Here is a 20,958-nt window from a genome sequence, read left to right as displayed (position 1 = left end):
TCTCACCGCTTAATCCATTCTACCCAAGCAATTCCTAGCCAGGCTAACCATGCCAAAAAGCTGACTATCGCACCAATAGAAATAGAGACCGGCTTATAAACAAACTGAACCATGTGTTTTCCTGCCGTAAGAAACACGGCTCGTAAACATCCATCTACCTGCAGCAACGGTTGCAAATGCCCATCCACTATAACCTTCCAACCAGGATACCATAAATCAGTCATCCGCAACCAGCCCGAACCGGTGGTTTCCACCTCTAAAACAACCCTGTTGAAATTCTCACTCACCGACAAAATACTGGCGGTTGACAAAGGCATTTCTACTCTCTCTGTTTCACCCTGAGTCCCTATAAGAATCAAGCACCGCGATTCAGAGTTTATCACATCTCCTAATCTCATCAACGCCAAAGACAATGAGGGTTCAACTTCAAGGCACGTAAACCATTGCCAACGCTCTTTCGGATTAAGAAGATGATATGTTATTCCCAGAGAAGATGGGAAATCATGATATTCAACCACCGCCACATTGAGATTTTCTAGCCAAGCCGCTTTTAGGGATTCGGGTTGGGATTCAACAAAAGTGATTAGCCTGTTATAACAACCGGGCTGAAGAGGATCAAAGTTATTTAGGGACGGCACTGACGCTAGCAAATTAAGATTGGGCAACAACGAAGCCCGTAACGCCCCAACGTACTCTCCACTCTTTTGATAACGGTCAAATCGAAAAAAGCGTTTGAATTTGAGTTCATATTCATCTGGAGGTGGCAAATAAAGACGCCCTTGTTGAATCACTGGTTGTAATTCATGAGGAAGATCCACCGGGCGATAAATTTCCATGCTTGCAACAGGGATCAATCCTCTAGAGGACACGAGAATATCTACCACCACCCATATCAAAAATAACCATCCCCAACTCAATCGAAGCCTCGTGGATGATGACTCTGCTGGAGTGAGAAGCAATACCACCACAGCCCCTAAGGTAATCCAACCGAACTGAAACGTAGCATTCGCAAAGGATGATTTTAGATCCGAGAGTAGATGAGACGCCCACCACGCCGAGAGCATAACTGCCAGCGAACCAGCAACGCTTAATCGCAGTCCATACACCACCCGCCCTTCAGGCTTCCGCCAAGTCTCGATCCCTAAGCCGCTCAAAACAGCAAGGCCAAAAACCGTCCATATCAACCAGCGTGAAGGCGCTTGGAACATATCAAATGTGGGTACATACCGATATAACCAGCTGTAAAGGGGGGTGTTTTTACCTAGGGCTAAAAGAATGCCCACAGCAACAATTCCCCATAGAAAAACAATCAGCCTTTCAGACGTCGAAACTTCTCCTTTCCTCCAAACTCGAAAGGCCTTTTTTAAAGTGGCCAAAGCCATAATCAAAGGAAGGATGCCAATATATACCGCGTCCTCCCAATAATTAGCGTAACCCCAGTAACCATCTAAACCCGGGTTTCCAAATAGATTTGGAGTTAAAAAGCCAGTTAATCGCCATGGCCATAAGGAATAGGTCATAGCCTGTTCATAATCCACCTGAGTTGCCCGTTGAGAGTTTAATAAATATTCGGCAGTCGGTAATAACTGAACCAGCGATAATCCTACCGCCCATAAAAGTGCTACAAATCCCCCGGCAAACGGACCAATTTTCTTATCTCTCATCCACAGCCATCGAATCAACCCCCACGCCATAGCCAATAGCCAAGTGTACCAGGTCAATTGAGCATGACCAGCCAGCAACTGTATGGCTAATACCAAAGCCAGCGATAGAACTTTTGCCCTGATTGGTTTTTCCTCGGAAGAGGTCATGAACATCTCATCAACATTATTCACCACCCATGGCAGCCATGCCCCGGTCCAAATCATGCTAAAGAAATTAATCCGCGCGATGAAATACTGGCTATAACTAAAGGCAACCCCAGCCACGACTTGACCTAATACACCACATCCCAGTCGTTTCATTAACCGTCCCATCCCCCATCCTGCCCATGTTAGATGTAATGCAGTGAGAAGTGTAAATCCCCAGGCCAATAACGGAGCGCCCCCCAACCAATAAAAAAGCCCTAAAACCCAGGAAGGCGGATAAAACCAGGCTAATTGATAATTAGCCAGAAGCGGTGCCCCCATGCCATTCAATGGGTTCCAAAGCGGAAAAAGTTCGCCTCTAAAGACCTGTTCATATGCCAGAGCGCGCCAGGGGATAAACTGCAGGACTGGCAGTCCCCAATACAGCACTTTTCCCTGGAGCAACGCCCCTCCAACTAGAGGTAACGGGAGTAACAAGAAAATGATCAAATAAGAGGGTTTGGGAATTCTCATCGTGTTACATTGACTATACGAATTTTTTAATGATGAGCCTTTATCACTTATTGATTCTAAGGTGTTCTACTCTTGCCCCACGCATAAAGATATGCTTCACGACGGGAGTCATTAGAACCACACCCCAGGCAAAAACCGCAAGCGCTATTCCTAAAATCGGGAGCCGAGGTTTATACCTAAGAGAAATCACATGGTCTCCCACGGGAACCTCAATTGCTCGAAAAAGCCCCTGAAGGGATTGCACCATTCTCGGCTGGCCATCCAGAGAGGCCTCCCAACCAGGATATGCCACCTCGGCTAAAATCAACCATCCTGGCCCTTGTGCCCTGATCTTCCATTCATTGGGTGATCGTCGAATGATCTCAGCCTCCCCCTCAATCCGAGGCGGCCAGAAAAGACCAGACTGAATCCATGCGCGTGGGAAAGCACGACGGTTCAAATAAATGAGTTGACCATCAATTTGGGTAATCAATTCCAGTCCAGTTACCTGTAAGGGAAAAGCCGAAACCACATACTTAACATTCCACCATCCCAACCAATCCGCACGGGGAAAGTAAAAACGATTGTCTATCTGAGGGTCACCGCTTACAAATGGGGGCAAAGTAACCGAGTAACCCTCCTGCGGAACGCCAGTAGCCATGCTCATGTACCTTACATAGGTTTTCAACTGTAAGGGATGAACCCCATCTGCCAATTCCAGTTGGTTTCGTACGGCAATATACTGCGGCAATGAAAAAGAGGGTGAATAGATACGGAAAATCCCATTGTCCTGACGGAAAAAGGTGACCAAATTCGATGTCTTCTCCCTAATTTCATCTTCAGGGTGAAAAACGATCCAAGTCCTGTTGACGATTTCCAAATCTACAAGTAACAATAAAGCCAATATTGTCCATCCTATGTCCCTCTTTAACCGCTGACGTTCCCACAGGGCAACAGTTAGTACCAACACGGCTAACAGGACTATTCCAAAGAGCAATAAAAGAGGCATCTCCCCAAAGAGAAGACGCCACCCCAGAGTCAAAAATACAATAAATCCCAGTAAACCGCTCAACCAAAGGATAATATCAGGACGTAGCACGCGGGGTGACGCCATGAGCCAATTCACCCCAGCCGCAGTAGAAAGCGAAGCCACAAAACCGACTATGAACCAGAAGCGTGCGGGAACCCGGAGCAAATTTGTCACGGGTAGATGCATGATTAGATCCACCCCTGGAAAATAAGCCCCGAGCGCCGCAAGCATGGCCAATCCCCCCAAAATGAGCCAACCTCTGAGTGAGTGTCTTAAGGTGGGCACTGCAATTACTAACACCAACATGCTAATTGGGACTATCCCCAAATACGTCACCCATTCATGCGCCCGCCCAAAGCCGGGAAATAGCAGCCCAATTAAATAATGAGGGGGTAATGAATACGTCAACGCCTCAGAGGGGTTTAATTCATTTCGCGTGGTTAAAGGTAACCATTCTAGCAAAGGCAAAAGCAAAGGTGCCGCAACCATGAAACCCCATATCAATTGGATAATAAAAGTTCCAATCTGGGGGATGTTCTTTCTTTGTAATAATTTTAGCCCCCCTAAGACTGCATACCCCAACCACAACCCGGATAACACAACTCCCCACCGCAAGTCGGCCAGCCATCCCAAACCTAAAACCAATCCCGGGAAAAAGAATGCTGGCCATACCTGTTTCGCATAAAACTGACGTAACTTTTCTGCCACTAAAACCCAGGGCGTCCATGAAAAAGCGTAGATTAAAGTGTAATGCCCTGCTCCCCAGTGAGCAAAAACTTTGGGAAGCAACATCAAGGTCCACCCCCCTAACAGCGAGGCATACCGGTTATACCCTTCCAGCCTTAACCAGCGATACATGCCCAGTCCTAGAAAGAGAAGGTGGAGAACAAGAGTGATGTTAAAACTCCATGGAGAGGGGAACAACAGACTCAACCAAGCGGGGGGGTACCAAAGACTGCTAAGGGGATCCGCTACCAAGGGATATCCGCCCAAAAACGCGTTTGACCATAGAGGGATCTCACCCCATTTGCGCAACGAATTCGCAATCTCCCAAGCGCCAGGATAATGTGCAATTAGCGCATCTGTATAGGTCGACTCTGGAGGAAAAGGCCATTTCCCCAGTTGAGGTAACCAAGGAAGAAGCGGGATCAATAATATTCCACCGATTAGCAGTCCGCGTCTAATTCTTGCTCTCATGGTTTAGTCGGCACCGCATACACATAAATCTCACCAAACTGAGCCACAATAGGCACCGAAGAGAGGGCGTTTAGTTTGGCCATATCACGCTCCCGCGTTCCCCAAAAAATGTAATCCACTCCACGTTCCTGTAGGTGCTGAATGAAATCCGAGTCTGAACCTGTGGTCTTAAGTGTAGCAACCACCCAACTCCCCACTACTTTGGCATCCACCGTCTCAAAAGGATGGCCATATACGACACGTCTTCCGGTAAAAGCCGGAATGATTAACCCTGTTTCGGGGGCAGCAAAGACAAGCGCCTCTGGAGGCGTGTGAGTTTCAATCCACCTTAGAGCACGATATTCATTCTTATCCAGCGTCAATAAAGGATGGGCATTAGCAACTGCCATAAGCCCTGAAACAATAATGATTACCGTCGTCGGTAAAGAGAGTGCAAATACCGCCCTTCCCAGTATTTTTCCTACCCTCTTGTTCCATTGCTCAAGCCACACACTCCCACGCCCCGCAAGAATCACAATTGGAATGTAGAACCCGACCAAAAGGCGTCGCTGCAGCGCCCATGGGCTGTACGCCATGAGCCAACCGGCAGCAAACCACACCAACAGGAAAGGAAGGTTTACTTGGGATTCAAGTTTTGACTTAACGGCCCCTAATATTGCTAACACAAGAGCCGGAGAAAAGGCAATGAGGTAATCCCATAGAGGGGGAGAGGGGGTAAGGTTTTGAGCATTCCATCCTCGCAGCCATGGATCCTGCAATACCGTTATATATTGATATAAGAGAAGTATTCCACCACCTAAACAAAAACCAAGTAAGGTACTTACCCTAATACGTTGACGGCGCAACCACAACCACATACTATAGCCAGCGCTCACAACACCGCCGACAACAACCCCAAAAGGCAAAATAACCCCCAAACTCGCCCCCAATAATAGGGACACAATAAACCCCCATCTACCTGAGGATTGGAGAAAGACCGAAAAATAAAACAAAAGCAATCCTAGCCCCAAAGGGAAATGGGGATTCGCAAACATAGAGAGAAACGGAAAAGCCTCAGCCAGCCAAAAATCCGGCGTGAAACCTCCCCACAAGGTCGCTAACCATCCCAACCCTGTTCCTAATAAAATCCAGTAATACACCCAACTTATTCTGGTTGTGTCTTGTAAAACTACGTTTAGGAATTGCCACAATGCCAGCATGAGAACACATGCTGATAACAAACGGGCACCGTGAAACACCCCAATCAGAGGAAGATTCAGCAGCCTGGCTAAATGCCCTAATGCAATGTAGAAGACAAAAAGATATCCTGAAGGGGTCGCTTCAGCAGTATACGGCAGACGGAATAACCATTCCCCCTGAAATCCTTGGTACATCTTGGCTAAATAGGAATAACCATCAATAGGATTAAACAAAAAGCCTGTAAAAATACATTCTTCGGATGAAATGAGGGCTGCTAAAATATAAGGCAGTCCGGTCAAACCCCAAACAAGTAAACTGCCTATCCATGGGAAACGACGTACGCCCATGTTATGAAGTATACTAAAATGAACTTGGCGAGGCAAACGCTTCATCATGATCACCCTAAAGGTTCGGAAAATGTCCTATGAGCCAAGCGTTCCACCTTCTCCAACTGCAGAAAATTGACTCGCAACTTGACCAGATCGAAACCCGGGCTCAGGAAATAAATGCCCTATTATCCAACCATTCTGAAGTTGAGGCAGCCCAACGCCTTCTTCAGGAAGCTGAGGCTGTCTTCAAACAAAAACAACAGATGCTCAGAAAAATTGAACAAGAAGCACAGTCCAAACGGATAAAATTGGAACAAAGCGAAGAAAACCTTTATTCAGGAAGGGTCAAAATCCCCAAAGAATTACGTGATCTAGAAAATGAGGTACAAGCCCTAAAACGTGCTCTGAGCGCCCTCGAAGACCGCCAACTGGAGGCCATGATCGAACTCGAACAAGCCGAAGCCGAATATCGCCAGGCTGAACTCCAGTTGCAGCATGCTCTTGCCACAGAAACCGAACAACATGCCAGTCTGCGCGGTGAATTGGAAAACCTTCTTCGTAATCGCGAACGGCTGCGGCGTGAACGTGAGGTGATTCTCAACCAAATTGAACCCAACAACCAAGCCATCTATCAGCAATTGCGCGAACGTAAGCGTGGAATCGCTGTCGCGACCGTAGAAGATGATTCCTGTTCTGCCTGCGGTTCTACCCTAACACCTGCCGAACGACAAGCGGCACGATTTCCCCATCAACTGGTGTTTTGCAGTTCATGTGGACGAATCCTTTACGCGGGGTAGGCTATGCGCAGCTTTTTAGGATTACAACTCGACCGTCTCTCGTTTTGGATCGGATTCTTAACTGGAACGCTGTTCTGGTTCGTCCTCTCACGGTTAGGAAAAGAATGGCCTAATCTGCGCGAAGGATTAAAACAGTGGTTTAAACATTTCAAACAGCGCCAACTTGCTGGTACCGAATTCGCGATTCGCCAAGATGCCTTGCGCCGTGCCCAACGCAACCACCTCGCCGCCAACTTATTCGCATTGGACGAGGTCATTATCCCGCCGCGATTACTGGCTCCACCCCAACCGCCCACGGGTGAATCCGACACCAGATTACCCCGCATCCACGAGCAACTGTTTCCCCCCTTACCTCAATGGCCTGAATTCATTTCACGTTTCGGGGCTACCACATTATCTCTCATTCAAGCACTCAGTCAATGGCAGCGAATTGCTATTGTGGGAAAACCCGGGAGCGGCAAGACTGTTGCATTAGCCCATCTTGCTTCAATTTTGGCGCGCCGTGAAGATCTCCCGAGTTTTGCCACCAACCTTACCCCAATTTTTCTACATTATCTTGATATAGAGCCTTTTATATCCCCAACCGTAGACCCCTTAGACCCCATCTATCGGGCTTTGACTCGCTTCTTACCTCTGACCTCACAACCCCGTCTGCTCAGTTTTTTGAAAAGCGCCTTCATGGACGGAGATGCGGTGCTCCTTCTTGATGGTCTAGATGAACTCCCTCCAGAGATGCTTAATACTGCGACCTCTTACCTCCAATCTCTGCTTACCAATTACCCATATACCCGACTTTTGCTGAGTGCTTCTGATTTATATCTGGATGGTCTAATTGAGCTCGGGATAGAGCCTTTGCCCCTAGCCGCCTGGACGCATGATCAAGTAGAAGCGTTTGTAAACCGCTGGAGCCGGTTGTGGAATCAGCATATCGGTATCCCCACCTCACAGAAAACAAATATTGTCCCTCTAGATGATCTTCTGGTTCGAGGTTGGGTAGACACGACCCCCACCTATTCTCCATTAGAGTGGACGCTTTTCATCTGGGCGCTTCTAGCCGGCAACCTATCGAGCACAGTTCCAGATGCGATTGACGCCTACATCAACCGCCTTTGTGGCCCCAGCCTCCCAGTCACCTCATTGAGCACAATTGCGCATACTTTTATCGAGAGCCGTAAACCCGCTCTCACTCCGCGCGAAATTGAACAGGCGGTTTCCGAACTGCAAATCCCAAGCGTGGCTTCTTCATCCAATGATCAAGAGCAAATCGTCAAGAGCCCGACTTCCACATCCACGGTCAGATCCGCTCGCCCCGGCAATCGAATCCTGCTGGCACTTTTGGATGCAGGGCTTCTCCGCGAACACAGCAATGAACGGCTCGCCTTTTCTCATCCTTATATCATGGCATTCTTGGCTGCACGTCACCTTGTGGTGCTACCGGAAACACCCGGGCTACCTCTTTGGAGCGCTGAAGATACGCTGATTTATCATTTCGCTGCTCTTCATCCCGAGACGCCTTGGTTCGAGAAATGGATAAACGGGGATTCAGCCTACACCTTGTACCGTGCTTTTTACTGGGCACGCTTAACCCCACGCAATGCCCCTATTCGCTCATTTCTGATGAAGCGCATCCTTCCTACTTTGCAAAGCGAACCAGAAAATCCCGAAGTGGGCTTTGAGGGATTGGCTGCCTGTGCTACTACAAATGATCCATCCTTGACCCTCTTATTCCGCCAATGGCTGAAAGCCCACACATCCGCTCATCGTCTTTACGCTGCTTTAGGGTGTGGTTTTTTACGGGATACAGGGGCGTTGAAGGATCTCATAGTCTTATTGAATGATCCTGAAGATATGGTCCGGGTGGGGGCTTGTTTTGCGTTGGCTCAATACCGGGACCCTTTGGCTGAAGAAGCCGTGTTACGCGCCCTTACCTTCGGAGATGAAGCCCTCCGTCTCGCCGCGGCTGAAGCATTAGCCAACATTATCCCTAGCGGTGAAGAACATCTTAAAGAAGCCTTATCTGCTGAAGATCTGCTCACGCGGCGGGCAGCCGTTATTGGTATTGCAAATTTACCAGCTCCCTGGGTCGCGGAAGAATTGGAACGTATTGCCGTAGAAGACAGCCAGTGGGTTGTACGAAATGCTGCCACCCAGGCTTTAGAAAGCCTTCACCAAGCCCATTTATATTTGCATCCATCTACAATCCCACCCCATGACGCACCATGGCTGATTGCATTTGCCGCTAAATTAGGACAAGGCATTACGCCCGGAGAACCTGTAGATTCGCTACTTCAGCAAGCCCTAATTCAGGGCAATGATAATGAAAAACTTTCTGCGATGGCCATGATTCGCGCCCAACCCCGTTTAATTTACGTCCAACCTTTAAAAACTCTTTTACACCACGATAATCCCGAAGTGCGCCATACGGCAAACTATACCTTGTGGGTGCTTTCCCTTTCCGAACCTAAAGCAGAGATCACAAACTAGGTTTTTGCAGTGCCCTCCTTAGCGCCTGATCTACCTTTTCAGGTTCCTTACCAAAGACGGCAACGAGTTTTTGCTCACTTTCAAAGCCAGCGACAATTTCCAACTCAGCCCGCTTTACCCCCAAAACACTGCTCAAGAACGCCAACAGAGCCTCATTCAATTGATCGGACCGAGTGGCTGAAGCGTGTAAGGCGACAACCACGACCCCCTCATCGGTGATATGTTCAACGCAATCCCGACCTGCACCACCTTTTACCCATAAAGTAAGCGCAGCCCCACGTTTGGGCTGAGAAAAGCGAGGTTTTTCCTTCTTTCCCATCGGGCATCACCTGAGCATATTACTTAGCACGCCAACGAGTATCCACTCAACTACTTGGATAAGAATGACGAGAATTATTGGACTAAAATCAATCATCTGGACTGGTGGAACAATACGACGGATTGGTGTCAATAAGGGTTCTACAATGCGATCAAGTGCAGAACGGATTGGATGGAAAGGGGAGAGAAAATAAGAAAGCACAACATCCACAATTACCACAATCACCAGAAGTGTGGAAAGGGCTTGGATCAATTGTATTAGCAACCAAATCATCATTTAATCCTCTCGCAATATTTTTATTCAGGCCGTGGGCCTAGTATTGCCTGTCCAATTCGCACCATTGTTGCCCCTTCTTCAATCGCCAACGGAAAATCTGCACTGGTTCCCATGGATATCTCATTCCAGGACACACTTGGAAACGCCCGCGCCAGAAAATCGCGCAGTCGTCGTGAATGGGCAAAATATCGCCGTGTCTGATCGGCATTATCAGTCAACGGGGGCATGGTCATGATACCTCGGACCTCAAGATGAGGACATGTAACCAAAATCTGTTCAATCTCTGGTAATAACTCTGGCCAAGAATCAGGATTTTCAGCTCGCCACCCTGATTTGCTCTCTTCTCCCCCAACATTAAATTCAAGCAAAACCGGTAATCGTCGCCCCTGTTCAGTCAACACTCGCTCTAATTTCTGAGCCAGGCGAAGGCTATCCAGCGCCTGAAACCAATCAAAATATTGAGCAACAAGTTTGGCTTTCCGGCTCTGCAAATGACCGATCATATGCCACTTAAGAAAATAACCCTGAAGAGCCTCTATTTTTGGAAGGGCTTCTTCTGGATAATTCTCACCCAAATCCTTTGCCCCGGCTTCCACCACTGCACGGATAACTTCAACCGGCTGACCTTTGGTAACAACGATTAAACGGATTTGTGTGGGATCACGGCCACTTCGATTTGCAGCTTGGTGAATTTGCTCTAAAACCCTGAAATAGTTCTCACGAATAACACCGGCCTCCAAGGTCATCCTCAATGCCTCCATCAGGAATTTAACGCAATCAATGCACCAAAGCGACCAGTTCGGCCCGCTTCACCGCGATGGGAGTACCAATGATGGGTATCACATGCTGTGCATAAACCTGCTATTTCCACCTGAGCGACTCCGGCTTTACTCAGCCACAGTGTATTTGCCTGCCACAAGTCGAAATACGTTCGCCCATTTCGCTGAATTAGCAAGGCTTCCGAGTCTTCTTGAAAGGTCTGCTTAACACCTTCAATAACCTCGGGCCCAACCACATAGTGATCTGGCCCGATAGAAGGACCGATAGCAGCCAGGATATTTGACGGAACGCTACCGTATTTCGTCCGCATAACCTCAATTGCTTTGTATGTAACCGCCGCAAGTGTGCCTTTCCACCCCGCGTGCACTAATCCTACGACGTTATTTTCGGGATCGTACAAAAAGATTGGGACGCAATCGGCAAAACGCATAAATAAAGTCACGTTGGGGTTCTGGGTCAAAATCGCATCCGCTCGGGAATGCGGTGTATCCAAGGGACGCGGTTGATCCGTGCAAACGACAATATCGCTATGTACTTGCCATACATCAAAAATCGTCTCGACCTTACGATTGACGACTTCAAAGATGCGCCGCCGGTTTTCGATGATATTTTCACGGGTATCTCCAAGATTCCCCCCCAAGTTAAGGCTGGCCCACGGTACCGGGCTAACACCTCCCAGGCGGGTAAAAACCCCATGAACAACCGCGGGCGGAAAAATATCAAATTGATAATAGACCAGACCATTTTGACGAACAAAGCCCATCGTCTTATCCACCCAATATAGAAATAGACTCTTATGTGGAAATGGACTCGTGCTGCATTGTTTGAGCCACAAGCCTCTTCTTGCCTTGCAGAATGGCATGCGTTTCTCGCATGTTCTCCTCAATAATAGGATAAAGATACCACATCGTCATCCAGCCAAATAGAAACCCGGTGATCGTGCGCAACAACGGTGTGCTCTCACGCACGAGCGACCACTGGGAGAGATAGGGAATCAAACCCGGTAATTGTGAAACCCCATCCAGTGCAATTGGCACTAAACCGAACAGGACCCAAAGATACCAGGGAAGGCGCCTCCATCGTCTCCCGGTGAGCCCAAATACCAGACCAAAGAGCAGCATCGAACCGTAAATCGCCACATCACGCTGACAAAGTGCCACTTTGAAGCCTAATGGAGCCACCCCGTACCCTAAAGATTCACCTCCCGTAAGAGCCCGTGCCCGCCTCAAATCCAAACTACTGATCCCTGTAATCGCTTCATATGAAACCATATTGTCCAAATGTGCTGCTTCACGCGGATAATAGGGTTGCAAACCGAAAAAGAACCAAGAACGAAACGCCAGTTGATGGCACAAGGGACTGTAAACCGTATAAATCGCATTGGCTAAACGGTTCCAACCTAACCTAAGAGACAGAGGAGCAAGAAACGGGATACCGACATAAAGAAGCAAAAAGAAATTGAAAACAGCGAGGTAATGGTGACTCAACCAGAGCGAGAGGGCATCTGCAGCACTCCATCGGGTTGACATGTTCACCTGGTTTTGTCTATCCCCCACTCCCAGTTGTTGCAGTTGAGATTGGCGATCACGGGCTGCACCAAGTGCAATTTCAAGAGATTGGCGATCAATCGGGGGACGCAATCGGTAAGGGCCAATTTCTACAATTGGGTAAATTTCACCCATCAGGGAGCGTAAACCCTCGCTATTATCCACATTAATAACCGTAATTTGCAGGTCAAATGTCTCCCTAAGATCTTCCAAAACCCTTTGTACCTCATCACACATGGGACATGACGACGTGCGATACACAGTAACAGTAATCATGGTTCTACCCCTAACATCTGTAAGTAAGAGCTTAGTGCATCCGAGGTTAGTTCCCCCAAATGATAAGCCACCAGTTTTCCTTCTGAACTCACAAAGAAGGTAGTTGGAAAACCCGCGATTTGATAGCGTTCGGTGACCTCACCCTTGGAATCCAAGAGAATAGGAAAGGTCACCTCTATGGTGTGGGTAAAAGATAAGACGTGTGAAGACGACTCAGCGTAATTAATCCCTACTACGAAAATTCTATCCCCTAAATCTTCATACACCTGCTGAAGCAAGGGCATTTCCTCGCGGCAAGGATCGCACCAAGAAGCCCAAAAGTTCAAAATTAGCGGATGTCCTCTAAAATCTATAAGGCTTGTAGCCTTACCATCCAAGGAGGATAATTTAAAATCCGGAACGGAGTAACCCACCTCGATTCTGTCAGATGCGAACGAATAGACCGGGCGCCCAAAAATCTCCCCACCCACCAACGCTCCTAAGGCCAACCCTATTACCAACCCCAACCATAACCGTGAAGACACAAGGCGGTTCACAATTCACAACCCTAAATCAACAAAAAAGCCAAATTGCGCCAGTTGGTTAAAAATTCCCAAGAAAAGCAAAACTCCCACGCCAATCATAATTACCCCCATCGCGATCTCAACGTAATGCATCACCTTTCGGTAACGGCGGAGGATGGTAACCACCCACCCAATCCCCAACGCTGCCACTAGAAATGGAATAGCCAATCCCAATGAATACATCGCTAACAGGAACAATCCATTTACTACCGACCCCTGATTAATTGCCAGGGTCAATATCATCCCTAGAACAGGGCCGATGCAAGGTGACCAACCGGCAGAAAACGAAATCCCCAGAAAAATGGAAGAAAGTAGACTCCGTCGCTGATCAAGTGGTGTTCGCGGTCGAAGGTCATACTCGAGCCATTGGATACGTAACAACCCCGTCATATGTAGTCCCAGCAATATCACAATGATCCCACCTAAACGAGCAATCCATACCCGTAAGTCATATAACAAACTTCCTACTGCAGAAAGGGCTAAACCCAGGGTAAGAAACACTAAACTAAACCCAAAAACAAAGGCTACACCGTGTAAAAACGTTTCCAAGCGATTGGGCACCCCCTCTTGTTGAATCCTCGCAACCGATCGCCCGCTGAGATAGCCCACATATGCTGGGATAAGACCAAACACACAGGGAGATAGGAAAGAAGCCAATCCAGCCAAAAACGCTAATCCTGCACTCACCTCTGTCATCGAACACCTCAAAACCGGTTGATTTTTAAGCCTCAATAACCTCAACAATCGTCCCCCCAGGCATACTGACGGTTACATCGCCAGGGTCATACGGGACAATCGGTTTTGTCCAGCGAAAGACAAATTTAGCATCCTCCGGGGCGCAGTTTACACATCCGTGAGAGCGCGGGGTGCCAAAATCATTGTGCCAGAATGTGGAATGAATAGCTACACCTTCACCGGTAAACAGCGTTGTCCATGCCACACCCGGCAGATCATACCCGGTGCCAGTTTGCCCTCCACTCATATGAATCGAGATGGCTTTACGCCAAATAGGATGCGGCCCCAACGGCGTACCCCATTTCTCAACCAGATTTCCTGCCGCATCCCACTTAGCGCCGGAAGAAATTTGACACGCATACACCTCAGTTTTTCCCTCATAACAATAAAGCATTTGACGCGTTGGCGTTACATCCACCACAACGCGTTTATCCTCAACTTCCGGACTAATTGGGGTTAGTTCCTCAACCGTCAAGGGGCGGAACGCTTCCGCTGCAGCCCAGAAAACATCACCAGGGCCATAGCGTTCATTAATGCGATAGAGGACTTGACCTTGGGAATTCGTCGTCATGCCATCTACCCATAGGATTTGGCTGTAATACAAGCGCGGAATAAGCCCATGCTCAACCACATACTTTAACCATGGGGATGCAGGTTCGCGATTCTCGAGGAAAATCTGAACATGAGGAACGGTAACCTCAACCCACATCCCCTTGCCCAGACTGGTTTGAGGCAATTCATTTACCGGTGTGTTCGGTAAATTTCGCACCGGCTGAACGCTAGGTGCATAGATATACCCATCTGGCGTTTCAACCCAACGGCGACTTTGACGCCCTGCCGGGACCTCTCCCACCACTTCGCGCAACCATACAACAACCGCATCTTCATATAGCACACCTACAGAAGGGCTATCTGCTGAAGGTCGGGCGCGAATATCTACTTTCCCAACGCAAATCCGCCCTAAGCGTTCTGCATCCGGCCAATCTGCAGCCAACTGCTGCCACTCTATCCACGGCCGAAATGCCAGCGATCCCAGGGTCAGCACCCCTAACTTCAAGAAATCCCGTCGTGAGATTGGCTGATACCAGAAATTCATGCCCATAAAGATACCCCGGCTTAGAGGTTTTGTCAAATTTCCAGGGTTAAAACGCGGTTAGAACTGCGCAAAAATGCCTTCTTCAACCAGTAGTCGCACCTTTTCAATTTCTGGCCCCCACCAGGCATCCCCAGCCTGATAAGGCACGTATTTGCGCAGAAGGCTATACGCCTCTTGGGTTCCTTGACCCAACCGGGCATCGGGGTATTGACGCAGGCGAAGGTCGAGCGCCCTGGCCGCAGTATAGAGTTCAATGGCAATCACGTGAGCGGTATTGAGAACGATTTGCCGCGCATGTCGAGCAGCTGTGGTCGCATTCGCATTATGATCTTCCTGTTCGCCTGAGGTTGGGAGTGAGTGCACACTATCCGGATGGGCCAGGGTCTGATTCTCCAACACTAACGAGGCGGCTGTATATTGAGGCATCATCAACCCGGAATTCAACCCCGCTGCGTCTGGAAAGTCCACCAGCATGGGTGGAAGACCGCCGTTGAGTTTTCCATCGGTCAACCGGAAGATACGACGTTCAGAAATCGCCGCAACTTCCGCCATAGCGACACCCAAAAAATCCATCGCCATACCCACCGGTTCCCCATGAAAGTTACCTCCTGAGAGCACGGCTCCACCCTCAAAAAGAAGCGGGTTATCTGTTGCAGCATTTATCTCACGTTCGATAATTTGAGTCACAAAATCAAACGTATCCCATGCCATCCCCTGCACTTGAGGAGCACAGCGTAGTGAATAGGCATCCTGAACCCGTTGCGCACGACCTAGCAGCGTAGATCCGGCGGTCAGATGGCATATGTGCTCGGCTACTTTCTCCTGCCCTGGATGTCCACGTACTGCATGAATCCGGACATCAAACGCTTCAATACAACCCATAATCGCTTCCAGGCTCATGGCCAAAGCCACCTCAGCCGTTCGTAAAAGGTTTTGGGTATCATAAAGGGCTAAAGCCGCAATTGCCGCCGAAAAAGTGGCCCCGTTATTGATGGCTAATCCTTCCTTTGCTCCTAAAACTAAGCGCTTCAGTCCTGCCGCTTCCATTGCGTCTTTTCCCCGCAGGATTTCACCTTTGAAACGAGCCCACCCTGAATCTTCCGCACGATCTTCGGGATCGGTAGTAAACACCAGTGCCAAATGAGAGAGTAGAGCAAGATCGCCTGAGGATCCCAATGATCCTTGTTCGGGCACAACAGGAACAACATCCCGATTAAGCATCTCAAGTAGAGTGTCAACCACTTCAACACGAACCCCTGAGTGGCCACGGGCTAAAGTATTTGCTCGGATCAGCATCGCCGCACGCACAATATCATCCGGAAACGGAGTTCCAGTTGCAACGGCGTGACTGAGAATTAAGTTTCGGCTCAAACGATCGCTGGCTTCAGGTTTAATGCGCTGTTCGGCAAAGATTCCAAAACCCGTGTTGATACCATAAACCGGTTTGTCTTCCCGTAAGATCTGCTCCAGCCAACCGCGAGACCGCAAAATGGCCTCCTTCCCTGCCGTTGAAAGTGAAACCGGCTCTTTTCGACGCGCAACGGCTACCACATCCGAGATTGTCAAATGATGACCATCAATTTCGATCATGCTAACCTCAACTCAAAAGAAGGTGTCCCGCCAAAATTGCGGCTGCCGGCACTGTGAGATTATCAATGTCCGGAAAGGGTAAAGATTCAATCGCCGCTGCCACGGAGGCAATGGCCAACAAAGGACCAAACAGATCCGATGCGGAGGAATCAATCGCCCCCACTAGGATGAAAACTCCCCAAACAAAAGCCGCTATACCCCAACCGCCAACTAACATCGCCAATGAACCTGCCACCGTCTTCGACCGCGACCAGGGTAACGAGGAACTGGGCAAGCGCTTGCCGACAAGGTCGGCTAACCCATCTCCACCACAAAGAAGCATAAGGGCAACTATGCCAATAGGTGTATCATACCAGTACAAGATTGTTACTAGAACAAACACGATTCCATAAAAGAGCGGACCACGTAAAATTTCGCGCGCCAACCCGTGCCGGGTCATGGCGACTACTGCCGCTTCATCCTTTAGCAACCCTAGTCCTACCAATAGAAACTGAACCGTAATTCCCAAAGGGATCAGTGCGGCCCAAAAGCGCGACGAATAGGACTCCGGAAACAAAAGCCAGCACAAAACAAAAATTGGCCCGGTACCGATATGAATGATTTTACGACTCACCGGGCCGCTCACCCAACCCCATGCTGCCATAAAGTTATTCAATCTTAACCAAGCCAATGCCAATAAAAGTGTGATTAGGAAGGCCGAAAAACTGCTATGGAGCATAATCATCAATGGGAGAATTATTAAAATCGGTAGCGACGACTCTCTTCTCGAGCCAGTTCGCGTTCTTCATCACGCTTAGCTATATCATGGCGTTTATCATAAAGTTTCTTGCCTTTGGCAATAGCGATTTCCACCTTAGCCAATCCGTCCTTAAGATACATTTGAACTGGGATGATGGTCACTCCCTTTTGACGAACGGCATTCCAGAGTTCCAGGATTTCGCGCCGGTGGAGAAGCAACCGCCGCGGTCGTTTGGGGTCATGATTGAACCGACTGGCTTTGTCGTAAGGGGCAATGTGAGCGTTGACCAACCAGGCTTCGCGCCCATCTACCTGCACATAGGAATCGGTCAGGTTGACCTGCCCGGCTCGCACAGACTTGATCTCGCTACCCTGTAAGGCAATTCCTGCCTCGTAACGTTCCAACAGGAAGTACTCAAATTTTGCTTTGCGGTTGGTCGCTACAATCTTGATACTCATACCTGCATTTTAACACATCTAGCCCCAGCGAATGATCACCCACCCCATCAAAAAACGCACTCCGGCCAAGATCAAGAGCGCCAGAGGTAATCCCAACCATAGACCGACTAACGGGCCCACCAGAGATCCGACCAATACACCAGCATTAGCAACCACATTAAACCAGGCCAGCGAAGGCCCTCGCGCTTCTTCCGGTACACGATCGAGCAGATAGTTAAACAAAGCTCCACCCGCCAATGACCAAGCAGCCCCCCCAATGAAGTTAGCCAATAGATAAACTGCCGGTGAATGTGCAATACTCAGTAATGCCGGGAACCCACTCAGGAGCATCAAACCAAACCCAGTAGTGCCACGGTTGCCCATAACCCGGGTAATTCGCACGAGTTGGGTCGAACCCACAAACACACTGAAGAAAAAAAGCGCATTCCCCAGACTAATAAATTGGTCCGAAATTCCCAGCACCTTGACAGTATAGATTGGAAAGAGCGGAACAGGTAAATACTGGGCCAGGTGAAATCCCAACATAATCAACAAGATGTGACGAAATGGGGTGTGAAGAATCTCAAAATGGAATACCCGCTTGTAATCAGCAATGATCCCCAAAAAAGTGGCCACCAATGGACGGGGGTTCTCTCTCGGCACTTTATGGTTTTCCTTCGTTCCCACGCGCACAAAATACAAATGCACGGTGCTCATTGCCGCTCCAATGACCCCGATCAGAAAAACCCACACGTACCCCGTCGGAAAGGGGGAAATATTCAAAATGTAACCACAAATCAGCGAGGAAACAATGGTAGCGATGGCAAATGCCGCATTTCGCATCCCCGCCACCCATGCCCGCCAATTTGCTGGAACGGTTTCTGCAAACAAGGCATTGAAACTAACTGAAAGTGCAGCACCAGGTATGTAAAAGAGAAAGATCAGTCCGATTAATACAGAAGGTTGGATTGAGGTTGATGCCCAGAGCGGCAGGAAGACAAGGATCAAATATAACAAGCGATGTATAACCGCCGTTCGAACAACCATTGGATGCACAAAACGTTGTTCAAGTAATGCACCTGCTGGCAGGGCGAAAAGTAGACTCATTAGGGCTGGTGCCGCGTTGATCCATCCAATTTGCTCTGCCGTAGCCCCAACCCGAGCGGCATAAATGGTGAGAAAAGAAAGGGAACTCCCGTTTAGAACCCCATACCAGGCAATATCGGCAATCAGATGACTAAAATTGCCCCGATATTCTGCGGGGAGCACTCCCAAATTCAACCAGCGAAACATGGACAGACGACCCCTCATGACCTTACCCGCTTCCATTGAAAATCAACCGTTCAATTCTACTCGCTCTTTGGGGACTTTACCCTCTCTCAAGCACCTTTCATATCTCTTAACCGTTGGGATTATAATGACCTTAGCATACAAAGACGGTCAAAAAGCATAGGGAGGTAATTGCGATGAGCGAAATTGCATTGGCGTTAGGGGGCGGAGGGGTTAAAGGAATTGCCCATTTGGGAGTCATCCATCGTTTAGAGCAAGAAGGGATCAAAATCAAGGCCATTGCCGGGACCAGTGCTGGGGGAGTCGTGGGTGCTTTGTACGCCGCTGGTTATTCTGTCAGCCAACTGACCGAAGCTCTTGCCGACTTAAACCGCATTAATTACTTTGCACGTCGTCCTAAAGACGGCCCATCATTGTTGGGTTTAGGTCAGGTTGCTCCATTTTTGGAGCGTTTTCTGGCCGGTTTAACCTTCGAGCGCTTACTTATCCCCTTCGCCTGCACGGCGGTTGATCTGCATACGAAGCAAGAATACGTGCTAAACCGAGGTTCGGTTCTAGACGCCGTATTAGCCACAATTGCCATTCCCGGTATCTTCCCCCCTCAGAAAATCGGACCGGCCGAATTAGTAGATGGAGGCGTGCTTGACCCAGTCCCGGTAGCTGTAGCCCGTTGGCTAGCCCCCAAACTTCCAATCATCGCCGTATGTCTTTCACCGGTACCAGAAAAATGGCAGGAATTACCCGATTTCACCCCTATCCCCACCCCTCCGCTCCCTCCTCCTCTTTTGAGCCAAATATCTAACTTGCGTCTCAGTCAAGCATTTCGCATTTATATTCAAGCCATAGATATTACTTCACGCATGTTAGCAGAACTTCGTATGCAAGTTGAAAAGCCCGATGTGATCTTACGTCCTGATGTCAACCAATTTGGGATTCTGGATAAAGTGGAGCCAGGTGTTTTACTTAAGGCCGGTGAAGAAGCCGTAGAAAATTCACTAGATGCCATTCATCATGCGCTTTCCTGGCCCCATGGCCTACTGCGTCGCTTCCAAAGCCCACCCCCACCTGAGATCATTCATCCCCTGGAAGAGTAATGCTCAAATGCGAGATCTAAGACACTACGCCCGGCAAACAACATTTCGCTTGATCCTTGGCGGGCTGTTCATCTTGTTTATTATCGGCTTGGGTCTAATTGCCTGGCGGTATGGACTTCCTGCAGCCGGTTTTGGCTTGTTATGCCTTTTAGTTGCATTGATGCCGATAGGAATGATCCTACTAACTCTTGCAATCTGGGATTGGATTGTAAAACATGGTCGCTCTTGAAAACGCTCGTCTCTATCAGTTTGAAGATCGAATCCTCAAAGTCTTTCCACCCCAGTCCGATGATCACCCAGCCCCGCCCTTGTTGGCTCTCCACGGTTGGACAGGGGATGAGCATTCCATGGACATTTTCATCCGTCGCCTACCTGCCACTCGCTGGATATTAGCACCTCGCGCTCCATTCCCGGCAGAACCTGGAGGATACGCCTGGGTTCCACCCACCCCTGAAAGACCTGCCTCCTGGGAGGTATTTGCACAATCTGCCTTAAAATTAAGAGATGATCTGGAAAACTGGTGGGAGTATTTTTCTTTCCCCAAAGCACCGTTCGACATTATGGGGTTCAGTCAAGGGGCAGCAATGGCTCTTACGTTCACCATTTTGTTTCCAAAGCAGGTCAATCGGCTGATCCTACTTTCCGGCTTCCTACCTCGAGGCGGGACAAACGCCCTCCGCCCGGGCTTGCTCTCCGGAAAACCCATTTTTCTTGCCCACGGTTACAATGATGACATCGTCCCTTTCGAGCGAGCCCAAGAATGCTTGAAATGGCTCGAAATCGCCGGAGCCGATATCCAGGCTTGCTTAGACCATGTTGGACACCGCGTCAGCGCCAATTGCCTGCAAGCCATGCGCGAATTTCTTGATGCTAGTACCCCTTCTAGAATAACCTGAGAGT

The 20,958-nt window shown here is 48.9% G+C and carries 19 protein-coding genes; 4 read left to right on the top strand and 15 right to left on the bottom strand.

The genetic code is table 11. From position 1 onward, the window contains the following. Positions 1 to 2 precede the first annotated feature (2 nt). From QYE77_RS01135 to QYE77_RS01125, 3 genes are all read right to left on the bottom strand, one after another. Positions 3 to 2,252: a hypothetical protein gene (locus QYE77_RS01135; protein ID WP_315623443.1), complete on the bottom strand. Its 2,250-nt coding sequence runs from the start codon at positions 2,250 to 2,252 to the stop codon at positions 3 to 5. Positions 2,253 to 2,364: 112 nt separating this feature from the next. After that, positions 2,365 to 4,188 (bottom strand): YfhO family protein, encoded by a 1,824-nt coding sequence (locus QYE77_RS01130; protein ID WP_315623441.1) that lies wholly within the window; start codon positions 4,186 to 4,188, stop codon positions 2,365 to 2,367. A gap of 335 nt (positions 4,189 to 4,523) precedes the next feature. Then, entirely contained in the window at positions 4,524 to 6,101 is a 1,578-nt protein-coding gene (locus tag QYE77_RS01125) for a hypothetical protein (RefSeq protein ID WP_315623439.1), read from the bottom strand. A gap of 29 nt (positions 6,102 to 6,130) precedes the next feature. Here QYE77_RS01125 and QYE77_RS01120 point away from each other — a divergent pair, with 29 nt between their 5' ends. Then, entirely contained in the window at positions 6,131 to 6,832 is a 702-nt protein-coding gene (locus QYE77_RS01120) for a zinc ribbon domain-containing protein (protein WP_315623437.1), read from the top strand. 3 nt (positions 6,833 to 6,835) lie between these two features. After that, the gene (locus QYE77_RS01115; RefSeq protein WP_315623435.1) at positions 6,836 to 9,316 is read left to right on the top strand and encodes a HEAT repeat domain-containing protein; all 2,481 of its coding nucleotides are present in this window, start codon (positions 6,836 to 6,838) and stop codon (positions 9,314 to 9,316) included. On the opposite strand, the gene QYE77_RS01110 is transcribed toward QYE77_RS01115, so the two are convergent. The 12 genes from QYE77_RS01110 to QYE77_RS01055 form a co-directional block, all read right to left on the bottom strand. Then, positions 9,306 to 9,635, bottom strand: a complete 330-nt coding sequence (locus tag QYE77_RS01110) for a DUF167 domain-containing protein (protein ID WP_315623432.1) — start codon at positions 9,633 to 9,635, stop codon at positions 9,306 to 9,308. The genes QYE77_RS01115 and QYE77_RS01110 overlap by 11 nt on opposite strands. Positions 9,636 to 9,641: 6 nt before the next feature. Further along, on the bottom strand, positions 9,642 to 9,911 hold the full coding sequence (locus tag QYE77_RS01105; protein ID WP_315623430.1) for a YggT family protein: 270 nt from the start codon (positions 9,909 to 9,911) through the stop codon (positions 9,642 to 9,644). A gap of 20 nt (positions 9,912 to 9,931) precedes the next feature. Further along, positions 9,932 to 10,657, bottom strand: coding sequence for a YggS family pyridoxal phosphate-dependent enzyme (locus tag QYE77_RS01100; protein ID WP_315623428.1), 726 nt, complete (start codon positions 10,655 to 10,657; stop codon positions 9,932 to 9,934). 14 nt (positions 10,658 to 10,671) lie between these two features. Then, on the bottom strand, positions 10,672 to 11,454 hold the full coding sequence (pgeF, locus tag QYE77_RS01095; RefSeq protein ID WP_315623426.1) for a peptidoglycan editing factor PgeF: 783 nt from the start codon (positions 11,452 to 11,454) through the stop codon (positions 10,672 to 10,674). A 31-nt stretch (positions 11,455 to 11,485) separates the two neighbouring features. Next, positions 11,486 to 12,514: a DUF2085 domain-containing protein gene (locus tag QYE77_RS01090; RefSeq protein ID WP_315623423.1), complete on the bottom strand. Its 1,029-nt coding sequence runs from the start codon at positions 12,512 to 12,514 to the stop codon at positions 11,486 to 11,488. Beyond that, on the bottom strand, positions 12,511 to 12,927 hold the full coding sequence (locus QYE77_RS01085; protein ID WP_315624908.1) for a TlpA family protein disulfide reductase: 417 nt from the start codon (positions 12,925 to 12,927) through the stop codon (positions 12,511 to 12,513). Before QYE77_RS01085 ends, QYE77_RS01090 begins: the two co-directional genes overlap by 4 nt. Before the next feature lie 126 nt (positions 12,928 to 13,053). Beyond that, complete coding sequence (locus tag QYE77_RS01080) at positions 13,054 to 13,773, bottom strand: cytochrome c biogenesis CcdA family protein (protein ID WP_315623421.1); 720 nt, start codon at positions 13,771 to 13,773, stop codon at positions 13,054 to 13,056. A gap of 25 nt (positions 13,774 to 13,798) precedes the next feature. After that, positions 13,799 to 14,914 (bottom strand): L,D-transpeptidase, encoded by a 1,116-nt coding sequence (locus tag QYE77_RS01075; protein ID WP_315623419.1) that lies wholly within the window; start codon positions 14,912 to 14,914, stop codon positions 13,799 to 13,801. 51 nt (positions 14,915 to 14,965) lie between these two features. Further along, a complete protein-coding gene (gene hutH, locus QYE77_RS01070; protein ID WP_315623417.1) occupies positions 14,966 to 16,498 on the bottom strand; it encodes a histidine ammonia-lyase in 1,533 nt (510 codons plus the stop codon). A 7-nt stretch (positions 16,499 to 16,505) separates the two neighbouring features. Then, positions 16,506 to 17,216, bottom strand: a complete 711-nt coding sequence (locus QYE77_RS01065; RefSeq protein WP_315623415.1) for a diacylglycerol/polyprenol kinase family protein — start codon at positions 17,214 to 17,216, stop codon at positions 16,506 to 16,508. 20 nt (positions 17,217 to 17,236) lie between these two features. Beyond that, positions 17,237 to 17,695: an SsrA-binding protein SmpB gene (gene smpB, locus QYE77_RS01060; RefSeq protein WP_315623413.1), complete on the bottom strand. Its 459-nt coding sequence runs from the start codon at positions 17,693 to 17,695 to the stop codon at positions 17,237 to 17,239. A gap of 18 nt (positions 17,696 to 17,713) precedes the next feature. Further along, a complete protein-coding gene (locus tag QYE77_RS01055) occupies positions 17,714 to 18,967 on the bottom strand; it encodes an MFS transporter (RefSeq protein ID WP_315623411.1) in 1,254 nt (417 codons plus the stop codon). 173 nt (positions 18,968 to 19,140) lie between these two features. Here QYE77_RS01055 and QYE77_RS01050 point away from each other — a divergent pair, with 173 nt between their 5' ends. Together QYE77_RS01050 and QYE77_RS01045 are read left to right on the top strand one after the other, a co-directional pair. Continuing rightward, entirely contained in the window at positions 19,141 to 20,058 is a 918-nt protein-coding gene (locus QYE77_RS01050; RefSeq protein ID WP_315623409.1) for a patatin-like phospholipase family protein, read from the top strand. Between the two features lie 215 nt (positions 20,059 to 20,273). Next, positions 20,274 to 20,954, top strand: coding sequence for an alpha/beta hydrolase (locus tag QYE77_RS01045; RefSeq protein WP_315623407.1), 681 nt, complete (start codon positions 20,274 to 20,276; stop codon positions 20,952 to 20,954). Positions 20,955 to 20,958 lie beyond the last annotated feature (4 nt).

Source organism: Thermanaerothrix solaris, assembly GCF_032334255.1.
GTDB lineage: Bacteria > Chloroflexota > Anaerolineae > Anaerolineales > Anaerolineaceae > Thermanaerothrix > Thermanaerothrix solaris.
Note: the sequence above shows the minus strand (reverse complement) of the source record. Positions and strands in the feature narration are given on the sequence as shown.

Bases quoted from the DNA above. Each gene is read 5' to 3' on its own strand.
- QYE77_RS01130 (WP_315623441.1), bottom strand. From the start codon at position 4,188: ATGTATCGCTGGTTAAGGCTGGAAGGGTATAACCGGTATGCCTCGCTG.
- QYE77_RS01125 (WP_315623439.1), bottom strand. From the start codon at position 6,101: ATGATGAAGCGTTTGCCTCGCCAAGTTCATTTTAGTATACTTCATAAC.
- QYE77_RS01120 (WP_315623437.1), top strand. From the start codon at position 6,131: ATGAGCCAAGCGTTCCACCTTCTCCAACTGCAGAAAATTGACTCGCAA.
- QYE77_RS01115 (WP_315623435.1), top strand. From the start codon at position 6,836: ATGCGCAGCTTTTTAGGATTACAACTCGACCGTCTCTCGTTTTGGATC.
- QYE77_RS01110 (WP_315623432.1), bottom strand. From the start codon at position 9,635: ATGGGAAAGAAGGAAAAACCTCGCTTTTCTCAGCCCAAACGTGGGGCT.
- QYE77_RS01105 (WP_315623430.1), bottom strand. From the start codon at position 9,911: ATGATGATTTGGTTGCTAATACAATTGATCCAAGCCCTTTCCACACTT.
- QYE77_RS01100 (WP_315623428.1), bottom strand. From the start codon at position 10,657: ATGACCTTGGAGGCCGGTGTTATTCGTGAGAACTATTTCAGGGTTTTA.
- pgeF (WP_315623426.1), bottom strand. From the start codon at position 11,454: ATGGGCTTTGTTCGTCAAAATGGTCTGGTCTATTATCAATTTGATATT.
- QYE77_RS01090 (WP_315623423.1), bottom strand. From the start codon at position 12,514: ATGATTACTGTTACTGTGTATCGCACGTCGTCATGTCCCATGTGTGAT.
- QYE77_RS01080 (WP_315623421.1), bottom strand. From the start codon at position 13,773: ATGACAGAGGTGAGTGCAGGATTAGCGTTTTTGGCTGGATTGGCTTCT.
- QYE77_RS01075 (WP_315623419.1), bottom strand. From the start codon at position 14,914: ATGGGCATGAATTTCTGGTATCAGCCAATCTCACGACGGGATTTCTTG.
- hutH (WP_315623417.1), bottom strand. From the start codon at position 16,498: ATGATCGAAATTGATGGTCATCATTTGACAATCTCGGATGTGGTAGCC.
- QYE77_RS01065 (WP_315623415.1), bottom strand. From the start codon at position 17,216: ATGCTCCATAGCAGTTTTTCGGCCTTCCTAATCACACTTTTATTGGCA.
- smpB (WP_315623413.1), bottom strand. From the start codon at position 17,695: ATGAGTATCAAGATTGTAGCGACCAACCGCAAAGCAAAATTTGAGTAC.
- QYE77_RS01055 (WP_315623411.1), bottom strand. From the start codon at position 18,967: ATGTTTCGCTGGTTGAATTTGGGAGTGCTCCCCGCAGAATATCGGGGC.
- QYE77_RS01050 (WP_315623409.1), top strand. From the start codon at position 19,141: ATGAGCGAAATTGCATTGGCGTTAGGGGGCGGAGGGGTTAAAGGAATT.
- QYE77_RS01045 (WP_315623407.1), top strand. From the start codon at position 20,274: ATGGTCGCTCTTGAAAACGCTCGTCTCTATCAGTTTGAAGATCGAATC.